Annotated in this window: 22 protein-coding genes; 11 read left to right on the top strand and 11 right to left on the bottom strand. The window is 68.7% G+C overall.

The genetic code is table 11. The features are described from left to right. Positions 1-6: 6 nt before the first annotated feature. Complete coding sequence (locus SLQ31_RS16060) at positions 7-936, bottom strand: LLM class F420-dependent oxidoreductase (RefSeq protein ID WP_319434293.1); 930 nt, start codon at positions 934-936, stop codon at positions 7-9. Positions 937-981: 45 nt separating this feature from the next. Further along, positions 982-1,653 carry an SDR family oxidoreductase gene (locus SLQ31_RS16055; RefSeq protein WP_319434291.1) on the bottom strand — a complete coding sequence of 224 codons (672 nt, stop codon included), beginning with the start codon at positions 1,651-1,653 and terminating at the stop codon, positions 982-984. A 152-nt stretch (positions 1,654-1,805) separates the two neighbouring features. Here SLQ31_RS16055 and SLQ31_RS16050 point away from each other — a divergent pair, with 152 nt between their 5' ends. The 5 genes from SLQ31_RS16050 (at position 1,806) to SLQ31_RS16030 (ending at position 6,278) form a co-directional block, all read left to right on the top strand. Further along, positions 1,806-2,621, top strand: a complete 816-nt coding sequence (locus SLQ31_RS16050) for an ABC transporter permease (protein WP_319434289.1) — start codon at positions 1,806-1,808, stop codon at positions 2,619-2,621. Further along, the gene (locus SLQ31_RS16045) at positions 2,614-3,717 is read left to right on the top strand and encodes a sulfate/molybdate ABC transporter ATP-binding protein (protein ID WP_319434287.1); all 1,104 of its coding nucleotides are present in this window, start codon (positions 2,614-2,616) and stop codon (positions 3,715-3,717) included. Before SLQ31_RS16050 ends, SLQ31_RS16045 begins: the two co-directional genes overlap by 8 nt. Positions 3,718-3,797: 80 nt before the next feature. Beyond that, a complete protein-coding gene (locus SLQ31_RS16040) occupies positions 3,798-4,814 on the top strand; it encodes an APA family fibronectin-binding glycoprotein (protein ID WP_319434286.1) in 1,017 nt (338 codons plus the stop codon). A gap of 102 nt (positions 4,815-4,916) precedes the next feature. Further along, entirely contained in the window at positions 4,917-5,216 is a 300-nt protein-coding gene (locus SLQ31_RS16035; protein WP_319434284.1) for a GlsB/YeaQ/YmgE family stress response membrane protein, read from the top strand. Between the two features lie 42 nt (positions 5,217-5,258). Further along, entirely contained in the window at positions 5,259-6,278 is a 1,020-nt protein-coding gene (locus SLQ31_RS16030) for a zinc-binding alcohol dehydrogenase family protein (RefSeq protein WP_319434282.1), read from the top strand. A 4-nt stretch (positions 6,279-6,282) separates the two neighbouring features. Here SLQ31_RS16030 and SLQ31_RS16025 read toward each other — a convergent pair whose 3' ends face one another. Then, complete coding sequence (locus SLQ31_RS16025) at positions 6,283-6,771, bottom strand: hypothetical protein (protein WP_319434280.1); 489 nt, start codon at positions 6,769-6,771, stop codon at positions 6,283-6,285. 121 nt (positions 6,772-6,892) lie between these two features. On the opposite strand from SLQ31_RS16025, the gene SLQ31_RS16020 reads away from it, so the two are divergent. Further along, positions 6,893-7,480, top strand: a complete 588-nt coding sequence (locus tag SLQ31_RS16020; RefSeq protein ID WP_319434278.1) for a CGNR zinc finger domain-containing protein — start codon at positions 6,893-6,895, stop codon at positions 7,478-7,480. A 1-nt stretch (position 7,481) separates the two neighbouring features. On the opposite strand, the gene SLQ31_RS16015 is transcribed toward SLQ31_RS16020, so the two are convergent. Beyond that, on the bottom strand, positions 7,482-8,276 hold the full coding sequence (locus SLQ31_RS16015) for a CPBP family intramembrane glutamic endopeptidase (protein WP_319434276.1): 795 nt from the start codon (positions 8,274-8,276) through the stop codon (positions 7,482-7,484). 45 nt (positions 8,277-8,321) lie between these two features. Next, positions 8,322-10,748 carry a phosphoketolase family protein gene (locus SLQ31_RS16010; RefSeq protein WP_319434274.1) on the bottom strand — a complete coding sequence of 809 codons (2,427 nt, stop codon included), beginning with the start codon at positions 10,746-10,748 and terminating at the stop codon, positions 8,322-8,324. A 79-nt stretch (positions 10,749-10,827) separates the two neighbouring features. On the opposite strand from SLQ31_RS16010, the gene SLQ31_RS16005 reads away from it, so the two are divergent. Together SLQ31_RS16005 and SLQ31_RS16000 are read left to right on the top strand one after the other, a co-directional pair. Further along, entirely contained in the window at positions 10,828-13,164 is a 2,337-nt protein-coding gene (locus tag SLQ31_RS16005; RefSeq protein WP_319434272.1) for a CoA transferase, read from the top strand. Next, positions 13,161-14,597 (top strand): aldehyde dehydrogenase, encoded by a 1,437-nt coding sequence (locus SLQ31_RS16000; RefSeq protein ID WP_319434270.1) that lies wholly within the window; start codon positions 13,161-13,163, stop codon positions 14,595-14,597. Before SLQ31_RS16005 ends, SLQ31_RS16000 begins: the two co-directional genes overlap by 4 nt. A gap of 64 nt (positions 14,598-14,661) precedes the next feature. Here SLQ31_RS16000 and SLQ31_RS15995 read toward each other — a convergent pair whose 3' ends face one another. Both SLQ31_RS15995 and SLQ31_RS15990 read right to left on the bottom strand, forming a co-directional pair. After that, positions 14,662-15,123, bottom strand: a complete 462-nt coding sequence (locus SLQ31_RS15995; RefSeq protein WP_319434269.1) for a hypothetical protein — start codon at positions 15,121-15,123, stop codon at positions 14,662-14,664. Positions 15,124-15,200: 77 nt separating this feature from the next. Continuing rightward, complete coding sequence (locus SLQ31_RS15990) at positions 15,201-15,947, bottom strand: alpha/beta fold hydrolase (RefSeq protein ID WP_319434267.1); 747 nt, start codon at positions 15,945-15,947, stop codon at positions 15,201-15,203. Between the two features lie 64 nt (positions 15,948-16,011). On the opposite strand from SLQ31_RS15990, the gene SLQ31_RS15985 reads away from it, so the two are divergent. The 3 genes from SLQ31_RS15985 to SLQ31_RS15975 all read left to right on the top strand — a co-directional run bounded on the left by SLQ31_RS15985 (position 16,012) and on the right by SLQ31_RS15975 (position 20,669). After that, the gene (locus SLQ31_RS15985) at positions 16,012-17,475 is read left to right on the top strand and encodes an acetyl-CoA acetyltransferase (protein ID WP_319434265.1); all 1,464 of its coding nucleotides are present in this window, start codon (positions 16,012-16,014) and stop codon (positions 17,473-17,475) included. Positions 17,476-17,559: 84 nt separating this feature from the next. Continuing rightward, positions 17,560-19,911, top strand: a complete 2,352-nt coding sequence (locus SLQ31_RS15980) for an NAD-dependent epimerase/dehydratase family protein (protein WP_319434263.1) — start codon at positions 17,560-17,562, stop codon at positions 19,909-19,911. Next, on the top strand, positions 19,908-20,669 hold the full coding sequence (locus tag SLQ31_RS15975) for an SHOCT domain-containing protein (RefSeq protein WP_319434261.1): 762 nt from the start codon (positions 19,908-19,910) through the stop codon (positions 20,667-20,669). Before SLQ31_RS15980 ends, SLQ31_RS15975 begins: the two co-directional genes overlap by 4 nt. Before the next feature lie 3 nt (positions 20,670-20,672). Here the strand turns inward: SLQ31_RS15975 and SLQ31_RS15970 are convergent, their stop codons facing one another. The 4 genes from SLQ31_RS15970 to lon all read right to left on the bottom strand — a co-directional run bounded on the left by SLQ31_RS15970 (position 20,673) and on the right by lon (position 25,002). Further along, on the bottom strand, positions 20,673-21,323 hold the full coding sequence (locus tag SLQ31_RS15970; protein WP_319434259.1) for an endonuclease: 651 nt from the start codon (positions 21,321-21,323) through the stop codon (positions 20,673-20,675). An 84-nt stretch (positions 21,324-21,407) separates the two neighbouring features. Continuing rightward, positions 21,408-22,223 (bottom strand): LLM class F420-dependent oxidoreductase, encoded by an 816-nt coding sequence (locus tag SLQ31_RS15965; protein WP_319434257.1) that lies wholly within the window; start codon positions 22,221-22,223, stop codon positions 21,408-21,410. Positions 22,224-22,279: 56 nt separating this feature from the next. Then, positions 22,280-22,612, bottom strand: a complete 333-nt coding sequence (locus SLQ31_RS15960) for a TfoX/Sxy family protein (RefSeq protein ID WP_319434255.1) — start codon at positions 22,610-22,612, stop codon at positions 22,280-22,282. A gap of 74 nt (positions 22,613-22,686) precedes the next feature. Continuing rightward, the gene (lon, locus tag SLQ31_RS15955; protein ID WP_319434253.1) at positions 22,687-25,002 is read right to left on the bottom strand and encodes an endopeptidase La; all 2,316 of its coding nucleotides are present in this window, start codon (positions 25,000-25,002) and stop codon (positions 22,687-22,689) included. Positions 25,003-25,012: the final 10 nt, after the last annotated feature.

Here is a 25,012-nt window from a genome sequence, read left to right as displayed (position 1 = left end):
TGGCGGCTAGACGCCCAGAACCGGGCGTAAGACCTCGGCAAGCGCGGTGACCCGGCCGGGGTGGTAGCCGTCCAGGTTGGTGACCGGACTGACGACGACGCCGTCGACGCCGGCGTCGAGGACCTTGGTCTTGATCTGCTCGGTGATCTGCTCCGGGCTGCCGTACACCATGCGCTGCTTGACGTCGGCCGGGATGAAATCTTCCGTGACGTTTTCGTCGACGATCGCGAAGACGAGCATGCTGGTCTCGAGAGTGCTCGGGTCCCGGCCGATGACCTCGCAGCTTTCCTTGACCACCGCGATCTTGCGGGACAGTTCGTCGAATCCGCAGACGAGGTTGAGGTGATCGAAATGGCGGGCCGCCAGCGGAATTGTCTTTTTCTCGCCGGTGCCGCCGATCATCAGCGGGATGTGGTCGCGGAAGCGCGGGATCGCGAACGCCTCGTTGGTGCGGTAGTACGTGCCGTCCACGGTCACTCGCTCGCCGCTCAGCATCGGCAGGATGATCGCCAGCGCCTCGTCGAGCTTGTTGAACCGGTCGGTGAACGTGCCGAACTCGTAGCCCAGCGAGTCGTGCTCGAGCTCGAACCAGCCGGTGCCGATGCCAAGAACGGCCCGGCCGGCGCTCACCACGTCCAGCGTGGTGATCGCCTTGGCCAGCAGCGTCGGGTTGCGATAGCTGTTACCGGTGACCAGCGTGCCCAGCTGCACTCGCTGCGTGGCCGTGGCCAGCGCGCCAAGTGCGGTGTAGGCCTCCAGCATCGGCTCCTCGGGCGCACCGAGGGCGGGCAGTTGGTAGAAGTGATCCATCACGAAGACGGAGTCGAATCCCGCCGCCTCAGCCTCCTGGGCCTGGGCGATAACGGTCGGGAACAGCTCGGGGACACCGGTGCCGTACGAGAAATTCGGGATCTGCAGGGCGAGTCGAATCGTCACTCAAGTGACGTTAGTACCCGTCGGCGAACGTCAGGTAAAGCGCTGTCAGCCGAAGTTGGCCAGCGCGCCCCGGCCGACGTGCACGGTCTGGCCGGTGATGTGCCGGGCGGCCGGCGTGGTCAGGAACAGCGAGAGCCGGGTGATCTCCGCGGCCACCGACGGCGGGGTGGTGGACAGCCCGTCGTAGGACGGCTCCGCGCTGCGTCCACAGGCCACCGTGTTGACAGTGATGCCGCGGGTGCCGAAGTAATCCGCTTGTCCCGCAGTCCAATTCGACAACGCCGCCTTGACTGCGGCGTCGACGCCGCCGTCGCGCGGGTTGTCCGGCACCACCGTCACGATGGAACCGCCGGAACGCAGGTGATCACCGATGTTCTGCACCAGCAGCACAGCCGAGAGCACGGTGGCGTCGAGCCCGGTGCGCCACGCCCTTGCGGTGTCGGCCAGCGTGTAGGCGCGGGGGTCGCCGCCGATCCAGGCGGGGGCGGGGACGTGAACGATGGTGTCCAGGTGATGCGCGAACTGGAGTCGCACCTCGGCCAGGGCCTCGGGGTCGGTGGTGTCGCACACGATGGCGTCGACATCGAGTTCCTTGGCGGCTACTTCGAGGTCGTCGCGGCGCGCGCCGCTGATGACGACGTTGTGGCCGGCGTCGCGGAAGCCCTCCGCGACTGTGCGCCCCAGTTCGGTGTCAGCACCAGTGACCAGCACGTCCATCGTCTTTGACCTCCTCGTGCACCCCGCTGGGGGCGATCCCATCCGCGTTGGTGTCGATCGGAGGGAAATGTTACTGGACGGTAGCTAATTCGGCCAATGTGGTACCGACACGACCAGGACACGGCGTGTCGCGTCGCCCTAGGGTGTGACGGGTGAGACGCGGCCGGGCACACCGAACGCAGCCCCCGCTGCCTCGCTGGGTCTACCTACCGGCCGTGCTCGGCGCGGCGTTCGTGGTGCTGCCGTTGGTGGCCATGGCGGTCAAAGTCGATTGGACGCATTTCTGGTCGCTGATCACCAGCACACCGTCTCAGGCCGCGCTGCTGCTGAGCCTGCGCACGGCGGCGGCCAGCACCACCTTCTGCTTGATCCTCGGCGTGCCGATGGCGATGGTGCTCGCGCGCAGCGACGGGCGCATCGTGCAGGCGCTGCGCCCGCTGATCTTGTTGCCGCTGGTGTTGCCGCCGGTGGTCGGCGGTATCGCGCTGCTGTACGCGTTCGGACGGCTGGGTCTGCTCGGGAGCTACCTGGAGGCGGCCGGGATCCGGATCGCCTTCACTACGACCGCGGTAGTGCTGGCCCAGACGTTCGTCTCGCTGCCGTTCCTGGTGATCGCGCTGGAGGGTGCGGCTCGCACCGCCGGGGCCGATTACGACGTCGTAGCGGCGACGCTGGGGGCCAAACCGGCAACCGTGTGGTGGCGGGTGACACTGCCGCTGCTGGCCCCCGGCCTGGTGTCGGGATCCGTGCTGGCCTTCGCGCGGTCGCTGGGGGAGTTCGGCGCCACGCTGACCTTCGCCGGGTCCCGCCAAGGCGTCACCAGGACGTTGCCGCTGGAGATCTATCTGCAGCGCGAGAGCGACCCGGACGCGGCGGTGGCGCTGTCGATTCTGTTGGTCGCCGTCGCCGCGGTCGTCGTCCTCGGGCTCGGTGTGCGGCGGTTGTCCGGCTGGACCAACGATGGCTGAGCTGCAGTTCCACGCGGCGGTGGCCGAGCGTGGGTTCGAGGTGTCCTTCGAGGTCGCGCCGGGGGAAGTGCTGGCGATCCTCGGTCCCAACGGAGCGGGGAAGTCGACGACGCTGCACGTGATCGCTGGGCTGCTGGCACCAGACGCGGGCGTGGTGCGCCTCGGCGGGCGGGCACTGACCGACACCGCCGCAGGTATCCAGGTGGCCACCCATGACCGCCGGGTCGGCCTGCTGATGCAAGACCCGCTGCTGTTCCCACATCTGAGCGTGCAGGCCAACATCGAATTCGCGCCACGCAGTCGCGGGGCGGGCCGCGCCGCGGCGCGGGCCAGCGCCTCGACCTGGCTGGAGGAAGTCGGGCTGACCGAGCTGGCGGGGCGTAAACCGGGGCAGCTGTCCGGGGGGCAGGCCCAGCGGGTCGCGATCGCCCGGGCGCTCGCGTCCGACCCGGAAGTGCTGCTGCTCGACGAACCGCTGGCCGGGCTCGACGTTGCGGTGGCGGCCTCGGTGCGGGCGCTGCTGCGCCGGGTGTCCTCGGCCGACGGCCGCGCGACGGTGCTGATCACCCACGATCTGCTCGACGTGCTGACGATGGCCGACCGGGTGCTGGTGCTCGAGGACGGCCAGGTCGCCGAGATCGGTTCGGTCGCCGACGTGCTGGCCGCGCCGCGCAGCATGTTCGGCGCCCGCATCGCGGGCGTGAACGTGGTGCGCGGGGTTCGCGGCGGCCCCGAATGCCTGCGGGCCGCCGACGGCACGCTGTGGCATGGCCGGCAAGCCCTGGACACGGTGGCCGGGATCGCCGACGGCGATCTGGTCGCGGTGTTCTCCCCGGCGGCGGTCGCGGTGTACCGCGACCTGCCGCACGGCAGCCCGCGCAACAGTGTCCAGATCCGCGTCGCGGAGCTGGACGCTGACGGCGCGCGAGTGCGGGTGCGCGCGGCGGAGCAATCCGACGGCGCGCCCGGACTGGCCGCCGACATCACCGCGGAGTCGGCGGCCGGCCTCCGGCTGGCCGCCGGCGACGAGGTGTGGTTCACGGTCAAGGCGCAGGAGGTTGGCTTGCACGCGGCGGCACGCACAGGAACGTTGTGACCCGGCCACAGTCGGCATGGGTGCCACATCGTGAGCAGGCCACACTTGCGTCACGGCTGTAACACGGTAGGTTCATCGCCATGACGCAGTCGGACCCGATTTCGCGACGCCCGGGCCGGTGGACGGCGTTTGCGGTCACCGCCGTGACCGCCGCCAGCGCCGTCACGATCGCGTTGCCATCACCGTTGGCCTTCGCGGATCCCGCGACGCCGACACCCACGACGGCGGCCCCCGCCGCCCCGCCGGCCACCGAGGTGCCACCGCCACCGGTGGACCCCAACGCGCCGCCCCCGCCGCCGCTCGATCCCAACGCGCCGCCTCCGCCACCGGTGGATCCGAACGCGCCGCCCCCGCCACCGGTGGATCCGAACGCGCCACCCCCGCCACCGCTCGACCCGAACGCGCCGCCGGCCCCGCCGCCGCTGGAGCCCGGCCGCGTCCCGAACACGACGGGCGGGTTCAGCTACCTGCTTCCTGCGGGCTGGATCGTCTCCGATGCGTCACGCCTGAACTACGGCCAGGCGCTGCTGAGCAAGCAGACCGCTCCGGCCGAGAACGGCCAGCCCGCCCCGACCGCCAACGACACGAGCGTCATCCTCGGTCGGCTGGACCTGAAGCTGTTCGCCGGTGCCGAGCAGGACAACAGCAAGGCCGCGATCCGGCTGAGCTCGGACATGGGCGAATTCTTCATGCCGTTCCCCGGCGTCCGGATCAACCAGCAGAGCGGCGCCCTGCAGGCCGGTGACATGCCGGGCAATTTCTCCTCTTACGAGGTGAAATTCACCGACACCACCAAGCCCAACGGCCAGATCTGGGCCGGCGTGGTCGGTACGACTGTCCCCAACGCCCCGCGCGATCAGCGCAATCAGCGCTGGTTCGTGGTCTGGCTGGGCACTGCCAAGGATCCGATCGATCCGGCGGCCGCCAAGGCGCTGGCCGAGTCGATCCGGCCCTACGCCCCGCCGCCTCCGCCGGAGGCGCCGCCCGCCGATCCCAACGCCCCGGTGGCCCCGCCGCCGACAGCGGGTGGCCGGATTCCGCTCGGCGTTCCCGTCCCGGTGGAGGGACCTGTTCCCGGGATGACACCCGGTCAGTAGATGATCGTGGCCGTATCGACCGGCCAATTGTTACCTGACAGCGGTATACCAAAGGGATAGCGGCCAGCATTCACGCTGGCCAGCGACACCGAGGAGACCGTCATGGACATGGTGGCAGCTACTGAAATCCTCGCCCGTTCAACGACGCTCACCAGCGTCGGCTGGATCGGCTACATCATCATCGGCGCCCTTGCGGGCTGGATCGCCGGCAAGATCGTCAAGGGCGGTGGCTCGGGCATTTTGGTGAACATCGTCATCGGGGTGATCGGCGCGCTGGTCGGCGGGTTCCTGCTGAGCTTCTTCCTCGACACCGCGGCGGGCGGGTGGTGGTTCACCCTGTTCACCGCGATCCTCGGATCGGTGATCCTGCTCTGGATCGTCGCCAAGGTCCGCAAGACCTAGCTCGCCCCGACGCACCGCCCGGGCGCGTTGCACGATGGACAGATGGCCACGACAACGATGCGCGCCTGGCGGGTACGCCGGCCCGGGCCGATGCGCACTCAGCCGCTGGAGCTGGACGCCAGCGCAGCGATTCCGCGGCCGGCGCCCGACGAACTTCTGGTGGCGGTGCGCGCCTGCGGTGTGTGTCGCACCGACCTCCATGTCACCGAGGGAGACCTCGCGGTACACCGCCCACACGTGACACCCGGACACGAAGTCGTCGGCGAGGTCGTCGGGATCGGATCGGCTGCCGGCGACGAATTCGCGGTGGGGGATCGGGTCGGCGTCGCCTGGCTGCGCCACACCTGCGGGGTGTGTGACTACTGCCGGCGTGGGGCGGAAAATCTGTGCCCGAACTCGCTCTACACCGGCTGGGATGCGGACGGCGGATACGCCGATTTCACCACTGTCCCGGCCGCTTTCGTGCACCGGCTGCCCGACGGCTACACCGACAGCCAGCTGGCGCCGCTGCTGTGCGCCGGGATCATCGGCTACCGGTCACTGTTACGTGCCGAGTTGCCGGAAGGGGGACGGCTGGGGTTGTACGGGTTCGGCGGCAGCGCTCACATCACCGCTCAGGTCGCGCTGGCGCAGGGCGCCGAGGTCCATGTCATGACCCGAGGTGCCAATGCCCGCGAACTCGCGCTGGGCCTGGGCGTCGCCTCGGCACAGGGGGCGGCCGACCCGCCGCCGGTCAAGCTCGACGCGGCGATCCTGTTCGCTCCGGTCGGCGACCTCGTGCCGCCTGCGCTGGAGGCACTCGATCGTGGCGGCACCCTGGCGATCGCGGGCATCCACCTCAGCGATATCCCAGCGCTGAACTATCAGCGACATCTGTTCCAGGAACGCCAGATTCGGTCGGTGACATCGAACACCCGCGCCGACGCCCGCGAGTTCCTGGCCTTCGCGGGCCGTCATCGCATTGAGGTGACCACTCCGGAATATCCACTCGCACAAGCCGATCGGGCTCTGACCGACCTGGCCGAGGGGCGCATCGCGGGCGCCGCGGTGCTGTTGCCGTAGCGACCTAGAGAGCGGCCAGCACGCCGCGCAGCTCGGCAGCCAGGCTGCCCCGCCCGTTGCGGTACAGGGGCCCGGCTCCATCGGAGAGCAGTAGCCGCAGCCGGGCCATGCCCCGCGCGCGCACCGGGCGCGGCGAATGCAGCAGCAACGTGATGTCGTCGATCACGCCGCGGCAGCCGGCCAGCCGCTGCGGGTGAACGGGAATCCGCGCGGAGAAGAGCCGACGATCGCGACGGAGCTCGGCCAACGCCTGCATCAGTGTGTGGGCAAGGGCTTCGCGCTCCCCGGCAGAGGTCAGGCGCGCGACGTGAACGGCCAGTGAGCTTCCCGGCAGCGGCGCGATGCCCACTTCGACTTCGCGGTCGAGCCGGCCGGCGAAAAGTCGCGCCTTCACGCGGGAGCTGAGCGCCGCGCTATCGAGGAGGTCGGCCGACGTGGGGGCGTCGAATCCGCCCGGCAGCCGGATGCTATCTTGAAATTCGTTGGGCCCCATGGGCTTTTCCTGTTCCGAGACGGGCCTCGTCGCCCTCTCTTATGACCAACCAAAACGCTACACCGGTCACGCATGACCAGTCAAGTTGATTTACTGGTCACTAACTCCTACGCTGGCTGACATGACGCAGGCCCCTGCGGAGTGGCTCGGGGATACCGAGGGCAAGCCCGCACCCGAGCCGCTGACTCGGATACAAGCGCTGGTCAACACCGTCGACTTGGAGTCCGGTGCGGATCGGTTGGCGCTCGCCACCGACGCGCAGCCCTGGCTGCAGGACCAGGCACTGCTGCCGCCCGGCGGCGTTCCCACTCCCGACGAGTTACGCACCATCCGCGAGCTGCGGGAGGCGCTGCGCGCGTTGCTCGTGCACAACGCGGGTGGTCCATCGCCGAGCAATGACCAGCTGAATCCGCTGCGCCAACTCGCCGGTGCGGCCGGCGCCCGGGTTCACCTCGGTTCCGACGGCACGCTGCAGGTGGCGGCCGACAGCGATTCCCTGGACGGACGGCTGCTCTCGCTGCTGCTGGTGGTCTCCGATGCCCAACGCGACGGCACCTGGAGTCATCTCAAGGCTTGCGGCAACGAGGACTGCCAGTGGGCGTTCTACGACCGATCCCGCAATCACGGCGGGACCTGGTGCGACATGGCCACGTGCGGCAACAAGCTGAAGAACCGGGAATTCCGGGCGCGCCGCAGCCGCCGCGGCTGACTTACGCCGACAGGTGCCAGACCAACGCGGCGGCCAGTGCGCCGAGGCCGTTCAGCGACCAGTGCAGCGCGATCGGCGCGATCAGGCTGCCGCTGCGGCGCCGCAGCCAGGTGAACACGAATCCGGCGGCTCCCGTGGCCAGCACCGCCATGACCACGCCTGCGATCATGCCGAACACGCCGCCGCCCAGGAGTCGGGTGAAACCGACATTGCTGCTGGTCAACCCCAGCGACGTGGCGACGTGCCACAGGCCGAACAGCAGCGACCCGGCGGCCGCCACCCCGCGAACGCCCCAGGCCCGGTCCAGCGCGCCGTGCAGCACACCGCGAAACGCCAGCTCCTCGGGAATCACAGTCTGCAACGGGATGATGATCATCGACGCGACGAGCGCACCCGACAGGGTGGCGTAGTGGTTGTTCAGGAACATCGGCCGGGTCCAGGGCAGCAGCGCGCCCACCGCGATCACGGTCAGCACCAACAGCACCGCGCCCAGCGCGTAGAAGGCGCCCGACTTCCAGTGCTCGCGGCCCAGACCCAGTTCGGTCCAGCCCAATCCGCGTGAGCGCACGAGGAACACCAGGCCGACGGCGGCGGCCGGCACGACGGCGACGTTGGCCCACGGCGTGGTGAAGTGCGCGAGCAGGTTGGTCATCGCCAGCACGATGACGACGATGCCGATGTCGGCGTAGATCCGAAAATGGTGGAGTGCGGCCAGCTGTGCCACCGGAGCCGGAAGGCCGGCGACATCGAGCGGCGCGAAGTGGGGCTGCGCGGCCACCGCGCTCTGCTCGGACATAACCGGGCAAGCATACCTGGGACTGGCAAATGGCCAGCTCAGTTGTTATTCGTTGTCCCCGCCGGTGGCAGCGGTGGCATCGACGGACCCAGTTATCTGTGCGCCGCGCGCACCGGGCCACACCCAGTCGCGCACCTCAGGGATGTCGTCGCCGTAGGCGCGGGTGTACTCGCGGGCGGCCAGCCGTTTGTCGACCATCTGCTGGCGCAGGGTGGCGCACGCGGAACCCAGGCCCGGGACTCGATCCACGACGTCGATGACGAGGTGGAAGCGGTCCAGATCGTTGAGCATCACCATGTCGAACGGCGTGGTGGTGGTGCCCTCCTCCTTGTAGCCGCGGACGTGGATGCGGGTGTCGTTGCTGCGGCGGTAGGTCAGCCGATGGATGAGCCACGGATAGCCGTGATAGGCGAAGATGACCGGCTTGTCCGAGGTGAAGATCCCGTCGAACGCCCGGTTGGACAGCCCGTGCGGATGCTCGGTCTCGTCCTGCAGCCGCATCAGGTCCACCACGTTCACGAAGCGCACCCGGAGCTCGGGCAGGTGCTGACGCAATAGGTCGACGGCGGCCAGCGCCTCCAGCGTCGGCACGTCGCCTGCCGCGGCGATCACCACGTCGGGTTCGGATCCGACCGTCTCGTTGCCGGCCCACTCCCAGATACCCAGACCGCGGGTGCAGTGCGCGATCGCCTCCTCCATGGTGAGGAAGGTGGGAGCCGGCTGCTTACCGGCGACGACGACGTTGACGTACTGGCGTGAGCGCAGGCAGTGGTCGTAGGTCGAGAGCAAGGTGTTGGCGTCCGGCGGCAAGTACACCCGCACGACCTCAGCGCGTTTGTTGACGACGTGGTCGATGAAACCCGGGTCCTGATGGCTGAAGCCATTGTGGTCCTGGCGCCAAACATGGCTGGACAAAAGATAATTGAGGCTAGCGACCGGCCGTCGCCACGGAATGTGGTTGGTGACCTTGAGCCATTTGGCGTGCTGGTTGAACATCGAGTCGATGATGTGGATGAACGCCTCGTAGCAGTTGAACAGCCCGTGCCGACCGGTCAGCAGATACCCCTCGAGCCAGCCCTGGCACTGGTGTTCGGAGAGCATCTCCATCACCCGGCCGGCGCGGGCCAGATGCTCGTCGACCTCGGGGCCGACGAACTCGGCGTTCCACTGCTTGTCGGTCACCTCGAAGACGGGCTGGAGGCGATTGGACGCGGTCTCGTCGGGTCCGAAGATCCGGAAGTTGTCCGGATTGAGCCGGATCACCTCGGTCAGCCATTGTCCGAGCACGCGGGTCGCCTCGGCGACGGTGGCCCCTGGCGCGGGCACATCCACGCCGAAGGTCCGGAAGTCCGGCAGCCGCAGATCCTTGAGCAGCAAGCCACCATTGGTGTGCGGGTTGTCGCTCATCCGCAGCTGACCGGGCGGCGCCAGTGCGGCGATGTGCGGATCCAGCTTGCCGTCGGCGTCGAACAGTTCCTCGGCCCGGTACGACGCCAGCCACTCGGCCAGCACCTGAAGGTGTTCGGGGGTGTCGCGGGCGCTGGCCAGCGGGACCTGATGCGCACGCCACGAACCGGTGGTCTTCTTGCCGTCGATGGTGGCGGGACCCGTCCACCCCTTGGGGGTGCGGAACACGATCATCGGCCAGGCCGGCCGCTCGTCGCCGGCTGAAGACTTGATCTCGACGATTCGGTCGAGCACCTCGTCCAGCAGTGCGGCGAACCGGCGATGCGCATCGGTGTGGTCGGCCGAACCGTCGTCGGGCACCTCGAAGAAGTAGGGCTGATGTCCCAATCCGACCATCAGACTGCGTAATTCGTCTTCGGGGATGCGCGCCAGGACCGTCGGATTGGCGATCTTGTAGCCGTTGAGGTGCAGGATCGGCAGCACCACGCCGTCGTTGGCGGTGTTGACGAACTTGTTGGAATGCCAGCTGGTGGCCAGCGCACCCGTCTCGGCCTCGCCATCACCGACCACGGCGACCACCAGCAGGTCCGGATTGTCGAAGGCCGCGCCGTAGGCATGCGACAGCGCGTAGCCGAGCTCACCGCCTTCGTGGATCGAACCCGGGGTTTCGGGCGCGACGTGCGACGGGATGCCGCCGGGGAAGGAGAACTGGCGAAACAGCCGGCGCAGGCCCTCGGCGTCCTGGGTGATGTCCGGGTAGGTCTCGGAGTAGGTGCCGTCCAGGTAGGCGTTGGCCACCAGCCCGGGACCGCCGTGGCCGGGCCCGGTGACGTAAATGGTCGACTGCTCGCGCTGCGAGATGGCGCGGTTGAGATGCGCGTAGAGGAAGTTCAATCCCGGGGTCGTGCCCCAATGCCCGAGCAGTCGGGGCTTGACGTCTTCGCGGCTCAGCGGCGTGCGCAGCAGCGGGTTGTCCAGCAGATAGATCTGACCGACGGAGAGGTAGTTGGCGGCGCGCCACCAGCCGTCGAGTTGGGCGATCGTCTCTTCGCTTGTGGACTCCATGCCCCCATACAACTCCGATCGGCGCGGGCGTGCCTGCGGGGCACCATTTGTTCACGGGCCGCTCTACTACGCTGGCGGGGTGTTGCTCTCCTCGGTGCGGGTGCTGGATCTGTGCGACGAGACGGGCGACGGGGTCACCCGTCTGCTGGCCGACCTCGGCGCCGACGTCGTCAAGATCGAACCGCCCGGCGGCAGCCCAGCACGCCATGTCCGGCCCACCCTGGACGGGGTCAGCGTCCCATTCGCTCTGCACAACGCGAACAAGCGCGGCACTGTGCTCGACCCATCTGGGGATGCCGGCCGCCGGCTGTTCTTCGAGCTGGTCGCGGGCGCCGACATCGTCATCGACAGCGGCACACCCGGACTGACGGCGACGTTCGGCACGTCGTGCGCCGCCCTGGCCGACCAGTTTCCGCAGTTGGTCACCATGTCGGTCACCGATTTCGGGACGCAGGGTCCGCACGCGTCCTGGCACGCCACCGACGCGGTGCTCTATGCGATGTCGTCGGCCCTGTCGCGGTCGGGTCCGGCGTCCGGTACCCCGGTGCTGCCCCCCGACGGCATCGCTTCGGCCACCGCGGCGGTGCAGGCGGCCTGGGCCGTGTTGGTCGCATACTTCAACCGATTACGCTGTGGAACAGGCGATTACATCGACTTCTCCCGCTTCGACGCGGTGGTCGTGACGCTGGATCCGGCATTCGGCACGCAGGGTCAGGCCGCGACCGCCCGAAACGCCGCTGAACGGTGGCGGGGCCGGCCCAGAAACCAGGACTCCTACCCGATCTTCGCCTGCCAGGACGGTTACGTGCGGCTGTGCGTCCTTGCGCCGCGGCAGTGGCACGGCATGCGGGCCTGGCTGGGGGAGCCCGAACAGTTCCAGGATCCTCGCTTCGACTCGATCGCGGCGCGCAGCAGAGCATTCGGCGAGTTGAGCCAATTGATGGCGACGTTGTTCGCCGACCGGACGATGAAGCAACTGGTGGCCGAGGGCCAGGCACACGGAGTGCCGATCGCGGCCGTGCTGACCCCGTCGCACGCATTGGGTTCCGAGCACCTCGCCGCGGTCGGAGCCTTGGTCGATACCGAGTTGGCGCCCGGCGTCACGGCCCGGGTGCCGGTGGGCTACTGGGTGGTCGACGGCAGCCACGCGGGCTACCGCACTCCGGCACCCACGCTCGGTGACGACGACACCCATTGGGAATCAACACGATTCAGCCCGCGTGCGATCCGGACGGTGGGCGGGCGGCCGCTGGAAGGCATTCGAGTCCTGGACCTTGGCGTCATCGTCGCGGGTGGGGAATTGAGCAGGCTGTTCGCCGACCTGGGCGCCGAGGTGATCAAGGTCGAGAGCTCGAGCTATCCCGACGGGCTGCGCCAGAAGGGCCCGGATCAGCAGATCAGCGAGTCGTTCGCCCGTGCGCATCGCAACAACCTCGGTCTTGGCCTTGAGCTGCGCAGCCCGGCCGGCGCCGAGTTGTTCAGCCGCCTGGTCTCCGCATCGGATGCCGTGTTCGCCAACTTCAAGCCGGGAACCCTGCCCGCACTGGGCTTTTCCTTCGACCGGCTGCAGGAGCTCAATCCCGGTCTGGTGCTCGCCGAAAGCAGCGCGTTCGGCGACACCGGCCCGTGGAGTAAGCGCATGGGCTACGGCCCGCTGGTGCGCGCCACCATCGGGGTGACCCGGCTGTGGACATCGGAGGAGCCGCCCGCGCCCACCGCGCGGCACGCGTTCTACGACGCGACGACCATCTTCCCCGATCATGTCGTGGGGCGGATCAGTGCGATCGGCGCCTTGGCCGGGCTGATCCGGCGCGAGCGCGACGGCATCGGTGCGCGTATCCACGTGTCCCAGGCCGAAGCGGTGATCAACCAGCTCGACACGCTGTATGTCACGCTGGCCGCGGCGGCCACCGGCACGCAGCAGGTCGATCCGGATCCCACCATGCACCTGGTGCTGCCGTGCGCCGGCGACGACGAATGGTGTGTCGTGTCCGTCCGGTCGGATGCCGATCGGCGCGCGGTCGAGACGCTGATCGGCCAGGGCGAGCTGGCGGCGTGGGTGCGGGATCGGTCGCCGGTGCAGGCCGCCGAGGCGCTGCAGGCCGCCGGTGTTCCCGCCGGCCCGATGTACCGGGCCACCGATCTGCACGACGACCCACAGCTTCGGTTGCGAAATGTGTTCAGCGACATGGTCCATCCGCTGTTCGACGTGCCGCTGCCCACCGAGGCCGGACCGGCGCCCTACCGCCACATACCGCCCGCCCCGCAACGCCCGGCCCCGCTTCCCGGCGCCGACACCCGCCAGGTGTGCCGAGACGTGCTGGGCATGGCCGGCGATGACATCGAGCAGTTGATCGATGACGGGGTGCTATTCGTACCCGTCGCCGATCCCGAGACCACAGGAGTCACCAGATGAGCACGGCGGCACAGGTTTTCATCGACGGCAAATTCCTGATCGCCAAGGCAGCGCAGCCGGTGATCGAGGCGGCCACCGGCGAGGCGCTGGGTGACGGCGCCAGCGCCACCGAATCCGAGATCGACGCCGCGGTGGCTGCAGCCAGGGCGGCGTTGCCCGCCTGGCAGTCCGCCTCACCCAATCACCGCGCCGAGGTGCTGACCGCATTCGCCGCCGCACTGGATCAACGCGCTCGCGGCACCGACGAATTGGTGACCAGGGAGAACGGCATGCCGATGTCGTTGTCCCGCGGGGCCAATGGCCGTTTCCCTGCCGCGCTGGTGCGCTACTACGCCCAGCTGATCACCGAAACACCAATCGAGGAGATCCGCCCGAGCATGATCGGGCACACCGTGGTGCGCCGGGAGGCCATCGGGGTGGTGGGCGCGATCGTGCCGTGGAACTACCCCCAGGCGCTGGCCGCGTTCAAGCTGGCGCCGGCATTGGCGGCCGGGTGCCCCGTGGTGCTCAAGGCCGCCCCCGAAACGGCGTTGGACGCCCTGGTGTTCGCCGAGGCCGCCGCGGAGGCCGGGCTGCCCCCGGGTGTGCTCAACGTCGTGCCCGGTGGTGCCGCCGCAGGCGCCTACCTGGTGGCCCATCCCGGCGTCGACAAGGTCACGTTCACCGGGTCGACGGCGGCCGGGCGCACCATCGGCGAGGTGTGCGGGCGGCTGCTGCGGCCGGTCACCCTCGAGTTGGGCGGCAAGTCAGCGGCGATCATCCTCGACGACGCCGATCTGGCCGCCACCATGAAGGGGCTGCGCACGGCCTCGTTCGTCAACAACGGGCAGACCTGCCACCTCAGTTCGCGGATTCTGGCGCCGCGGTCACGTTACGACGAGGTGCTGGAGGCGCTCGCCGACATGGTCGCCGGCCTGAAAGTCGGTGACCCGCTGGATACTTCGACCGACATCGGCCCGCTGGTCAGCGCCCGTCAGCGCGATCGGGTACTGGGCTATATCGAGTCAGGCAAGAACAGTTCAGCGAAACTCGTTGCGGGCGGCTCGGTTCCGGCCGACCAGACGCGTGGCTGGTTCGTCGCGCCGACGGTGTTCGCCGACGTCGACAATGCCGACCGCATCGCCCAGGAAGAGATCTTCGGCCCGGTACTCGCGGTGATCCCGTACGACGGCGACGACGAGGCCATCGCATTGGCCAACGACAGCGAGTTCGGTCTGGCCGGGACGGTGTGGTCTACCGACGACGAAAGGGCCACCGAGGTCGCCAGGGCGGTGCGTACCGGGACAATCGGAATCAACGACTATCAGCTGGATTTCCGTGCGCCGTTCGGCGGGGTGAAGGCCAGCGGCATCGGCCGCGAACTCGGGCCAGAAGGGCTGGACGCGTTCTTCGAACTCAAGTCGATCTACCGGGTCGGGCCTGCGCAAACCTGAGGTGGCCACCTGCGACGCGCTTGGTCGGAAACGCGCCACAAGTGGCCACTGGATCTAGGTGGGATTAGCCGCCGGTTCCAATGCACCCGACGCCGTTGACGCAACCGCCGGCACCGCCGGGTCCGGCGCCGCCCTGGACACCTGGGGCCGATCCGCTGACACCGCCGGGTCCCGCGCCGCCCTGGACACCTGGGGCCGATCCGCTGACACCGCCCGGTCCCGCGCCGCCGTCGACACCTGGGGCCGATCCGCTGACACCGCCGGGTCCGGCGCCGCCCTCGACACCGGGGGCCGTGCCCGTCACGCCGCCGGGCGCAGTGCCGGTGCCGCCGGGAGCCATCGTGTCGGTCGGGCTGGTCGTGGTCGTTACCAGCGATGACGTCGTCGTCGGCGTTGTGGTTGTCGTCGATGTCGAGCTCTTGCCGGAGTCGCCGCTGCCGCCGCAACCAACGGCCAACGTCAGCACTGCGGCCCCGCCGACCAACGTCATCGTGGCCCTGGAAATCGTTCTCGCTCCGAGAGGCATGCGGCCCTCACTTCCTTGTTAGGGGGACACTTCCACGTACCCGTCGTCCCCCTAACCAAACCCCGGCGCGCCAGGGTTTAGCTCAGCGAGAGCCAGAAATCGGTGAGCACCTGCGCGCCCCGAGCAGGATCCTGGAGCATCCACCAGTGCCCGAGACCGTCGAGCACCTCGGTGCGGGCGCCCGCCTGCGCGGCGGCATCCCGGCGCAGCTCATCGCTGCCGACGTAGGTGTCGTCGGTGGCCAGTAACGACAGCCCGGGCCGGGCCATGGCGTTGCCCAGCGACCACCCCGCCTCCGCCATCGCCGGCTGGGTGGCCGAGCGGTACAGCGCCAGGATGGCCCGGCCCATCTCCGGACCCTGCGCGACGGCCAATTCGGTGGCGACGAGCTCGGAAATCCCGAGCATCGTGAGCTGCGCGGCCCGGTCCTCGACCGAACCGCCGATCATGACCTCGACAAGTTCTTCCCCGGCTTCTGGCGTCTGCCACACCTGCGCCATGTCGTGCCAGACATAGTCGGGGTGCAGGATGCCCAGCACATCGCTGGCCCAGCTGCGCACCAGTTCCGGGCGGTGCATCACGAGGTTGATCACGTGGAGGCCGCCCCAGTCGTGGCCGACCAGGTCGACGGGGGTGTCGAAACGTTCCAGCTCCGTCTCCAGCCAGTCCCGGTAGGCCAGGAACGTCATCGGGAAATCCGCGGGCAACGGAGCCCCGAATCCCGGCGGCGACAACCGCACCACGTCGTCGCGACCGAGTGCGGCGACCAACGGTCCCCAGATCGCGTCGGTCTCCGGATTGCCATGCACCAGAACCACCGTCATGGCGACGATGCTAGCTTTTGACAGGCGTCAAGAGCGGCGTCGGGTTTACAGAAAGGGATCGTCGATGGATCCTCGGACGCCGGTACTTGTCGGGGCCGGACAGGTCAACCAACACGACGACGCCGACATCGAACCCGTCGACCTGATCGCCGCCGCGGCCAGGGAAGCCGCCGATCCGCGGGTGCTGCAGGCCGTCGACGCGATTCGGGTGGTCAACCTGCTGTCGTGGCGCTACCGCGACCCCGGTCTGCTGCTAGGTCAGCGCATCGGTGCGCCCGAGGCCGCCACTCGCTACACCGGGGTCGGCGGCAACACGCCGCAGTCACTGGTGAACCAGGCCTGCCTGGACATCCAGAACGGTCGCGCCGATGCCGTCTTGCTGGCCGGCGGTGAAACCTGGCGCACTCGGATGCGCTTGCGCGCCAAGGGAATCAAGCCGGACTGGACCCGCCAGGACGACACGGTGCCGGTGCCCCCTGGCGGCGAGGACGTGCCCATGTCCGGCCCGGCCGAAGAGCGCATCGGCCTGGACCGGCCCTCGTTCGTCTATCCACTCTTCGAGCAAGCGCTGCGGATCGCCAACGGTGAGACCGTCGAGGAGCACCAACGCCGCATCGCCACACTGTGGGCACGATTCAGCGAGGTGGCTGCGGGCAATCCGCACGCGTGGAGCCGCGAGGCACGCAGCGCCGAGCACATCGGGCAGCCCAGCCCGGACAACCGCATGATCAGCTGGCCCTATCCCAAGCTGATGAACTCCAACAACATGGTCAACCAGGCCGCCGTGGTCATCCTGTGCTCGGCGGAGAAGGCCACCTATCTACAGATCCCGCGCGATCAGTGGGTCTTCCCGTACGCCGGGACGGATTCCCATGACACCTACGCCGTGGCCGAACGCCACGAACTGCATCGCTCCCCGGCGATCCGGATCGGCGGCCGACGCGCCCTCGAACTGGCCGGCGTCGGCGTCGACGACCTCGCCCACATCGACGTCTACTCATGCTTCCCGTCGGCGGTGCAGGTGGCCGCCCATGAACTCGGCCTGCCCACCGACGACCCGCAGCGGCCGTTGACCGTCACCGGCGGCCTCACCTTCGCAGGCGGGCCGTGGAACAACTACGTCATGCACTCGATCGCCACGATGGCCGATCTGTTGCGCGCCAACCCCGCCGCCCACGGCCTGATCACCGCCAACGGCGGCTACCTCACCAAGCACAGCTTCGGCGTCTACAGCGCCACCCCGCCGCCGGCCGCCTTCCGCTGGGAGGATGTCCAGGCCGAAGTCGACCGCGAGCCCACCCGCCCGGCACTCGTCGAATGGGAGGGCGAGGGCACGGTGGAGTCCTGGACCACGCCGTTCGACCGTGACGGGCAGCCGGAGAAGGCGTTCCTGACGGTCCGGACCAGCGACGACGCCCGTGCGATGGCCCTCATCGACGATCCCGCGGCGGCCGCGGTGACCGTGGTCGAGGACATCGCGGGCGCCACGGTGCGGGTGCACGCCGACGGCCGGGCCACTCTGGCCTGACTCGTTAGGCAAGCTGACAAAGGTCGATATTTTCCCCTGGACCTGCCTATTCTCGTCAAAGCAAGGGGGGAAGTAGGGCCTGGTATGCAGATCTTGCTGACAGAGGTCACCGGAGAACTGGGGCGCGCCCTTGCCCAGAGCTTGCTTGCGGCCGGCCACGACGTGTACGGCATCGCCGAGCGCCCGCACCGCGACCTCGATCCCGGCGTCGACTTCGTGTGCGCCGCCCTGACCCACCCCATCCTGTATCGGCTGGCCGAGTCGGCCGACGTCGTCGTCCACCTGGCGGTCGAGGGCCGCGCCACCACACGACAGGCTGATGTCGCCCGGGTCTGCGACGCCGCCGCCCGCGGCGGTGCCCGGGTCGTCTTCCCGTCGCCGTCGCTGCTCGCACCGGACACCTGGCAGCAGGCCGAGGACCTCGTCAGCACGTGCTGGGCGCCGAACCTGGTGGTGCGCATCGCCGCACCGCTGGGCCGCCAAGCCGATGCGCTGGTGTGCCGCTCGGTGGCCGCACTGCTGGACACCGACGCCACCGGGCCGGTGCACGTGCTGCACGTCGACGACCTGATCCGGTTTCTGGTCCTCGCCGTGGGCACCGAGCGCACCGGCGTGGTCGACCTGGCCACCGACACCACCACCGCGGTCTCGGCCCATCGGATCCTCGGCGGCATCGACCCGCGGCCCAAGGTGCGCGGTGTGCCCGGCTGGCCCCGGCTGTGCCCGCCGCTGGATCTGACCGCACTCCGCCGGGAGTGGAAGTTTGAATGTGGTTGGGGTGCCACTGAAACCGTCATGGATACCGTGCGCGGCCTGCAAGGCCGAAGGGTAGGCCCGAATGGTGCCGTCGCGGCGCCCGGTCGAATCCCGATGCCGGTCTCGGGTGTACCACGAGCGGGCGCCGACGACATGCACGGCGCCACAACCGAGGGTGCCGACGGCGAATTCGACGACCGCATCGACCCACGCTTCCCGATGTTCGTCGCCAGCCCGCTGCGCGAGACCACCGCCGGGCCCCTCACCCCGATGTCGCTGGACCTGCACCTGACCGGCCTGCGGACCGCCGGGCGGGCCCTGTCCCAGCTGCTGGATCTGCGCGACCCGGTGGCCGCCGAATGGGAAAGCCGGCTGGTCGCGGTCTTCGGCCATCGGATCTATCTCGGCGCGTCGGCGCTCGCCGCGGCCGAACCTCGACTTCCCGCCCGCGCTGCCGTCTTATCGCAGCGGCTGCGCGGGGCCGACGAGCCGACGGCAACCCCCGGGCTGTTGGCGTCGATCACCGGCGCCAAGTCGACGACCCGCCTGACGTCCTCAGCACGGATGTACGGCCGACATTTTCGCGCCTACCGCGACGCGTTCGACGCCGAACGGCGCGACACCGCGAAACTCGCGTTGCTCCGTGACGCGCAGCTTGACGCCCGAATCCGTCTTCTGCGCAACAGAATTCACGAAGGCTGGGTATTGACGGCGCATGCGGTGCTGCTCGCCGAGGTGGCACCGGCGCAATTGGACGTCGCGGGGGAGACGGCGAGCATCCGCTCCGAGATCGACTCGCTGGCGCGGGTACTGCGCGCACACCCCTATGCGCGGGGCGCCTTGGAAGCCGGCGACGTGGCGGCCGCGCGCACCGCGGCACCCATGCTCGCAGCGGCATTCGACTCCGCCCTTGCCCACGTCGGGCATCGCGGGCCGGGTGCGGCCGAGCTGGCGGCCTCGGTGCTGTCCGACCGGCCCGACGCGGTGATCGCAGCGGCCGCGCGGGTGCCGAGTTCACCGGTGCGAGACGACGAGCCGACGCTGCCCGGCGCGCAGGCGTGCCGGGCGCTGGCCTACGACACCACCATGCGTTTCACCCACCAGCTGCGGCTTGCGGTACGGGAATGGGGCCGCCGGCTGGTTGCCGAGGACAAGCTGGCCTCGCTCGACGAGGTCTTCTACCTGACCGTCGAGGAAGCCCTTGCCCCGCCCGCCGACAGCCGGCTGCGCATCAAGCGCCGCATCGCCGAGCGAGAGCGACTGCAGGCCATGCGATTACCCGCGGTCATCGACACGACGTGGATGCCCGTGGCCGTCCCTGTTGTCGCCCAAGTCGCCGACGAGCTGCACGGAACCGGGCTGTTTCCCGGCGTCGTGGAGGGCACCATCCGGGTGATCGACTCGGCCGACGAAGCCGACCTGCAGTCCCAGGACATCGCCGTCATCACCACCGCCGACATCGAATCCGTCACGCTGCTGGGCACACCCGCCGCGGTGCTCACCGACGGCGGTGCCACGCTGGCCGACGTGACGCGGGCCGCCACCGAGCTCAGGGTGCCGTTCGTGGCCAATATCGCCGACGGCTCCGCGCGGCTGTGCCCGGGCATGCGGGTCCGTGTGGATGGTTCGGCCGGACTGATCACCGTGCTTGCCAAGGACTGCGAAGTCGTGGGGGCGTGACGGAGGTATACCGTGTCCCGGTGATGTGGCGGACGATCGCAACCCTCTCGGCGCTGTGGTGCGTACTGATCGTGGTGCCGGCCCTGATCGGTAGCCGCATGCTCGACCACATCGGTTCCGCGGCGGGCACGGGACGGGTGCTCGCTGTCTGGCTCGTCGGGTACGTCGCACAGTTCGTTGTCTTCCTGATGATTTCGCGCCGGTCACCGCGCCCGGTGCTGCTCGGCTGGTTCATAGCGTCGATCGTGCCGTGGGCTGCCGACTGGACAGCGCCGCTGTCCCTGTGGTGGCTGGTTGGGTGGACGGTGCTGGTCGCCGGTTATGCAACGTGGCTGGTCCTGCGGGCCGCAGAAGTGGATCGGCTGCGCCGCGACGGCGTGCGCGGCACCGGTGTGGTTCTCGAGGTCATCAGGCCGGTGTTCAACGTCGTGGTCAACAAGGACGCCGGCCGCCGCGTCCTGCGGCTCAGTGTCGAACCATCCGATGGCGCAGCCTCTTACGAGGCACGCGTGACCGGAACGTTCATCCTCGGCGAGGTCCCCGAGTCCGAGGACCGGGTGGTGGTTCGCATCGACCCGGAGCGGCCAGAAATCATCGAGCTCATCGAAGACGAGCCGATACTGCGGGCCGCGCCACAGCCCACCGATCTCGAACCTGAGGTCGCCGAACGGTTGCACACGCTGAAGACCATGCGAGACCGTGGTGATCTGACCGATGCCGAATTCGCCACGGCCCGAAAGCGACTCCTCGACCAGTGACCGCTACGCGCGCACCGAGCCGACCAGCTCACGCAAATCGTCGTCAAGGGAGACACGCACCAGCGCGGCGGCTAGCGGTGCGATCGCTCGACCGGTGAGTGCGGCCAATCCGTCAGGATCGTGGGGCAGTCCGAGTTCACCGGCGGTGTCCAGTGCTCGTTTATCGAAATGCGGCCTCACCCAAGGCCATACGTCCTGCACCTCGCGCAGGAAGATGTCGGCTCCGGTCTCGCCGATACCGGTGAACTGCTTGAGCAACACCTTGGCGGCCCGCACATCGGGCTTGCCGATCCGGGCCAGCATGCGAAGGTCACCGCGATAGTCCTTGTCGACCCGGTTGGCGAGTTCGGTCAGTCGCGTCGCCGAACTCTCGTCGTAGCGCACGTAGCGCGCCCGCCCGAATGCCTCGAGTATCGTCGGCCGGTCGGCGGTGAGCACCGAGTTCGGAGTGCGCAGTCCGGCCCCGAACAGCTCCTTGGCAGCCTGCATCGCGATGCCGGCGTCAATCGGCTTACTGGCAAGCATGCACAGCACCAATAACTGGAACAACGGCATCGGGGCGTCCCGCAAGGTGATTCCGGCTTCGGCGGCATAGGTTGTGCCCGCATGTTTGCGGAGCCGCCGTACGAAATCCCGAGCCTCCCAATCGTCCATACAGCGAGGCGATACCCCCGGCTCAATTTAGTGAAACGGCGTCAGTTTTCACCGCGAGGCCTCGCAAAATTGACGCCGCTGTGATCAGCGCTTTGTGTCGCGCCAGTCGATCATCTTTTCCGCCGTGCTGAGGTCGTACTTGCCTTCGGAGGCGCGGACCTCGGTGTGGAACAGCGTCGCTCCTGCGGCCAAATAGTCGTCCGCAGACTGCGGATCGGTCCAGAACGTCGACCGCTCGATGTCACTGTCCGCGCGCCCGAACCCGGCGGCCAGCTCCGCGACACGCGCGCTGGCCTCGCGGTATGAGTCGATGGGCAGGAAGGTGTGCCAGATGTCGGCGTGGCGCGCGACGGCGGGCAAGGTGCGCTTGGGCCCGGATCCACCGATCAGGATCGGGATCTTGCGCAGCGGTGCCGGGTGCAACAGCCCGAACCGGTGCTCGATGCGCAGCAGTCCCTCGTCGAAGAGGTCGGCCCGGGATTTGACCGTTCCGTAGTCGAAACCGTAAGTGGTGTAATCCTTCTCGTACCATCCCGCGCCGACGCCAAGGATCGCCCGCCCACCGCTGATGTGGTCGACGGTGCGTGCCATGTCCGCGAGCAGGTCGGGATTGCGATAGCCGATCCCCGCCACCAGCAGCCCGAGTTCGGCGCGCGTGGTGATCTCGCCCCAGGATGCCAGCGCGGTCCAGCCTTCGAAGTTGTTCACATCCGGCTGCACCTCGGCCAGCACCGGTTTCGCGTCGATGATCGACTCGATGAACGGCGCATGGAAATGGTCGTAGCCGAAGATGACGTCCACCCCGATCTCCTCGGCGCGCAGGACGGCCTGCCGCCAAGTGGCGTAGTCAGGGGTCTCGGCCGGCTGAATCTGAACGGCAACGCGTACGGGAAAGGTCATGCAGGCGACAAGCGGGACGGCGCGCGATTTATTCCGGCCAGGCCGTGCAGCGAAGGTTATTTCGGCGGCAGGGATTTCGCGTAATTGACGCCGAGGGTGACCCAGCTCGTCAATTGCCGGGTGGTGCGGACACCGTCGTCGCCGACCCGCACCCAGCCGCGGGTTTCTCGCCCCGCCATGATCATCGGTTCGACGTGGTCACGGGCGACGAGAGCCGCGGTCTCCTCGGGCGGCACCCGCACCATCAGGCCACCGTGCCCGCTCGCCGCGACCGCCATGTTCCCGTTGATCAGAAAGGCCAGGCCGCCGAACATCCGCTTCTCGTCAATGCCGCGTTCGGTGGCGAGCAGTTCACGCAGCCGGTTCGCCAGATCTTCGTCGTAGGCCATGGGGTGACGTTAGCGATTTCGGCGCGCAAACCGCCGCTAGGCGAACGTTTGCGCGCCGAAATCGCAAGAACGGGCTACGCGGCGGCCACCTCGGCCACCGGCTCGAGCGCCAGTGCCACGATCTCCGCGACATCGGTCATCGGCCTCACGGTCAGCGCCGCGAGCACCTCAGCTGGCACGTCGTCCAGGTCGGCCTCGTTGCGCTGCGGGATGAAAACCGTTGACAGCCCGGCACGTTGAGCGGCGAGCAGCTTCTGCTTGACGCCGCCGATGGGCAACACCCGGCCGTTCAGGGTGACCTCGCCGGTCATCCCGACGTCCGAGCGAACCTGCCGTCCGGTGGCCATGGACACCAGCGCGGTCACCATGGTCACACCGGCGGACGGACCGTCCTTGGGCACCGCGCCGGCCGGCACGTGCACGTGGATCTTCCGGTTCAGCGCCTTGGGATCCACACCCAGCTGCTCAGCGTGGCTACGGACGTAGGACAGCGCGATCTGCGCCGATTCCTTCATCACGTCGCCCAGCTGACCGGTCAGCTGCAGACCCGGCTCACCCTCGGTCGACCCGGCCTCGATGTAGAGCACATCGCCGCCCAGTCCCGTCACGGCCAGGCCAGTCGCCACGCCCGGCACCGCCGTGCGCTCGGCCGACTCCGGCATGAACCGCGGCCGGCCCAGGTACCCGACCAGGTCGGGCTCATCAATGGTGAGGCTGGTCAGCCCGTCCACCAACTTGGTGGTGACCTTGCGCATGGCCTTGGCCAGCAGCCGCTCGAACTGACGGACACCGGGTTCCCGGGTGTAGTCCGCGGCGATCTTGTGCAGTGCCGCGTCGGTCACCGTGACCTCCTCGGGGGTCAGCGCCGCCCGATCCCGCTGCCGTGGCAGCAGGTAGTCGCGGGCGATGTCCACCTTGTCGTCCTCGGTGTAGCCGTCGATGGACACCAGTTCCATGCGGTCCAGCAGCGCGGACGGGATGTTCTCGATCACGTTGGCCGTGGCCAGGAACACCACGTCGGACAGGTCGAGATCCAGGTCGAGGTAGTGGTCGCGGAACGTATGGTTCTGCGCCGGGTCCAGGACCTCCAGCAGGGCGGCCGACGGGTCGCCACGGTAGTCCGAGCCGACCTTATCGATCTCGTCGAGCAGCACGACCGGGTTCATCGAACCGGCCTCGCCGATCGCACGGACGATCCGGCCGGGCAGCGCGCCGACGTAGGTGCGCCGGTGACCGCGGATTTCGGCCTCGTCGCGCACGCCGCCCAGGGCGACGCGAACGAACTTGCGGCCCAGCGCGCGGGCCACGCTCTCACCCAGCGACGTCTTACCGACTCCTGGCGGGCCGGCCAGCACCATCACCGCACCCGACCCGCGTCCACCGACGACCTGCAGGCCGCGTTGGGCACGACGGGAACGCACGGCCAGGTACTCCACGATGCGGTCCTTGACGTCGTCCAGCCCGTGGTGGTCGGCGTCGAGGATTTCCCGGGCCGCCTTCAGATCGGTCGAGTCTTCGGTGCGCGAGTTCCACGGCAGGTCAAGGACGGTGTCCAGCCAGGTGCGGATCCAGCCGCCCTCGGGGCTCTGCTCGCTGGAGCGTTCCAGCTTGCCGACCTCACGCAGCGCCGCCTCGCGGACGTTGTCGGGCAGGTCAGCAGATTCGACGCGAGCACGGTAGTCATCTGAACCGTCGGGCTCGCCTTCGCCGAGCTCCTTACGAATGGCATTGAGCTGTTGGCGCAGCAGGAATTCCTTCTGCGTCTTCTCCATACCGTCGCGGACGTCCTCGGCGATCTTGTCGTTGACCTCGACCTCGGCCAGCAGGTCACCGGTCCAGCCGATGAGCACGCGCAGCCGCTCGGCCACATCCTCGGTCTCCAGCAGCTGACGCTTCTGCACGTCAGTCAGGTACGAGGCGTAGCCGGCGGTGTCGGCCAACGCCGACGGATCGGCGATCTTGTTGACCACGTCGACGATCTGCCAGGCCTCACGGCGCTGCAGCATCGCCAGCAGGAGCTTCTTGTACTCCCCGGCCAGGGTCTTGGTGTCCTCGGCTATTTCGCCCTCGGTCACTTCCTCCACCTCGACCCACAGCGCCGCACCGGGTCCGGTTGTGCCCGACCCGATATGAGCACGGCTTTCACCCCGGACCACCGCGGCGGCGCCGCCTCCCGGAATCCGGCCCACCTGCACGATCGATGCCAAGACGCCGTACGTGGGGTAGCGATCGTCCAGGCGCGGCGCGATGAGCAGCTGGCCGGAGTCGGTCGCCTGAGCTGCGTCGACCGCAGCGCGGGCGGCATCGTCGAGCGTGATCGGAACCACCATTCCGGGCAGCACGATCGGGTCGCTGACAAAAAGCACCGGCACAGATTTGGCTTCAGCCATCAGTCCTCCA

The sequence above is a fragment of the Mycobacterium sp. RTGN5 genome (genome assembly GCF_033804465.1).
In the GTDB taxonomy this organism is placed as follows: Bacteria; Actinomycetota; Actinomycetes; order Mycobacteriales; family Mycobacteriaceae; genus Mycobacterium.
Note: the sequence above shows the minus strand (reverse complement) of the source record. Positions and strands in the feature narration are given on the sequence as shown.

Coding starts and splice junctions, on each gene's coding strand:
- SLQ31_RS16055 (WP_319434291.1), bottom strand. CDS start 1,653: ATGGACGTGCTGGTCACTGGTGCTGACACCGAACTGGGGCGCACAGTC.
- SLQ31_RS16045 (WP_319434287.1), top strand. CDS start 2,614: ATGGCTGAGCTGCAGTTCCACGCGGCGGTGGCCGAGCGTGGGTTCGAG.
- SLQ31_RS16040 (WP_319434286.1), top strand. CDS start 3,798: ATGACGCAGTCGGACCCGATTTCGCGACGCCCGGGCCGGTGGACGGCG.
- SLQ31_RS16035 (WP_319434284.1), top strand. CDS start 4,917: ATGGACATGGTGGCAGCTACTGAAATCCTCGCCCGTTCAACGACGCTC.
- SLQ31_RS16030 (WP_319434282.1), top strand. CDS start 5,259: ATGGCCACGACAACGATGCGCGCCTGGCGGGTACGCCGGCCCGGGCCG.
- SLQ31_RS16025 (WP_319434280.1), bottom strand. CDS start 6,771: ATGGGGCCCAACGAATTTCAAGATAGCATCCGGCTGCCGGGCGGATTC.
- SLQ31_RS16020 (WP_319434278.1), top strand. CDS start 6,893: ATGACGCAGGCCCCTGCGGAGTGGCTCGGGGATACCGAGGGCAAGCCC.
- SLQ31_RS16015 (WP_319434276.1), bottom strand. CDS start 8,276: ATGTCCGAGCAGAGCGCGGTGGCCGCGCAGCCCCACTTCGCGCCGCTC.
- SLQ31_RS16010 (WP_319434274.1), bottom strand. CDS start 10,748: ATGGAGTCCACAAGCGAAGAGACGATCGCCCAACTCGACGGCTGGTGG.
- SLQ31_RS16000 (WP_319434270.1), top strand. CDS start 13,161: ATGAGCACGGCGGCACAGGTTTTCATCGACGGCAAATTCCTGATCGCC.
- SLQ31_RS15995 (WP_319434269.1), bottom strand. CDS start 15,123: ATGCCTCTCGGAGCGAGAACGATTTCCAGGGCCACGATGACGTTGGTC.
- SLQ31_RS15990 (WP_319434267.1), bottom strand. CDS start 15,947: ATGACGGTGGTTCTGGTGCATGGCAATCCGGAGACCGACGCGATCTGG.
- SLQ31_RS15985 (WP_319434265.1), top strand. CDS start 16,012: ATGGATCCTCGGACGCCGGTACTTGTCGGGGCCGGACAGGTCAACCAA.
- SLQ31_RS15980 (WP_319434263.1), top strand. CDS start 17,560: ATGCAGATCTTGCTGACAGAGGTCACCGGAGAACTGGGGCGCGCCCTT.
- SLQ31_RS15970 (WP_319434259.1), bottom strand. CDS start 21,323: ATGGACGATTGGGAGGCTCGGGATTTCGTACGGCGGCTCCGCAAACAT.
- SLQ31_RS15965 (WP_319434257.1), bottom strand. CDS start 22,223: ATGACCTTTCCCGTACGCGTTGCCGTTCAGATTCAGCCGGCCGAGACC.
- SLQ31_RS15960 (WP_319434255.1), bottom strand. CDS start 22,612: ATGGCCTACGACGAAGATCTGGCGAACCGGCTGCGTGAACTGCTCGCC.
- lon (WP_319434253.1), bottom strand. CDS start 25,002: ATGGCTGAAGCCAAATCTGTGCCGGTGCTTTTTGTCAGCGACCCGATC.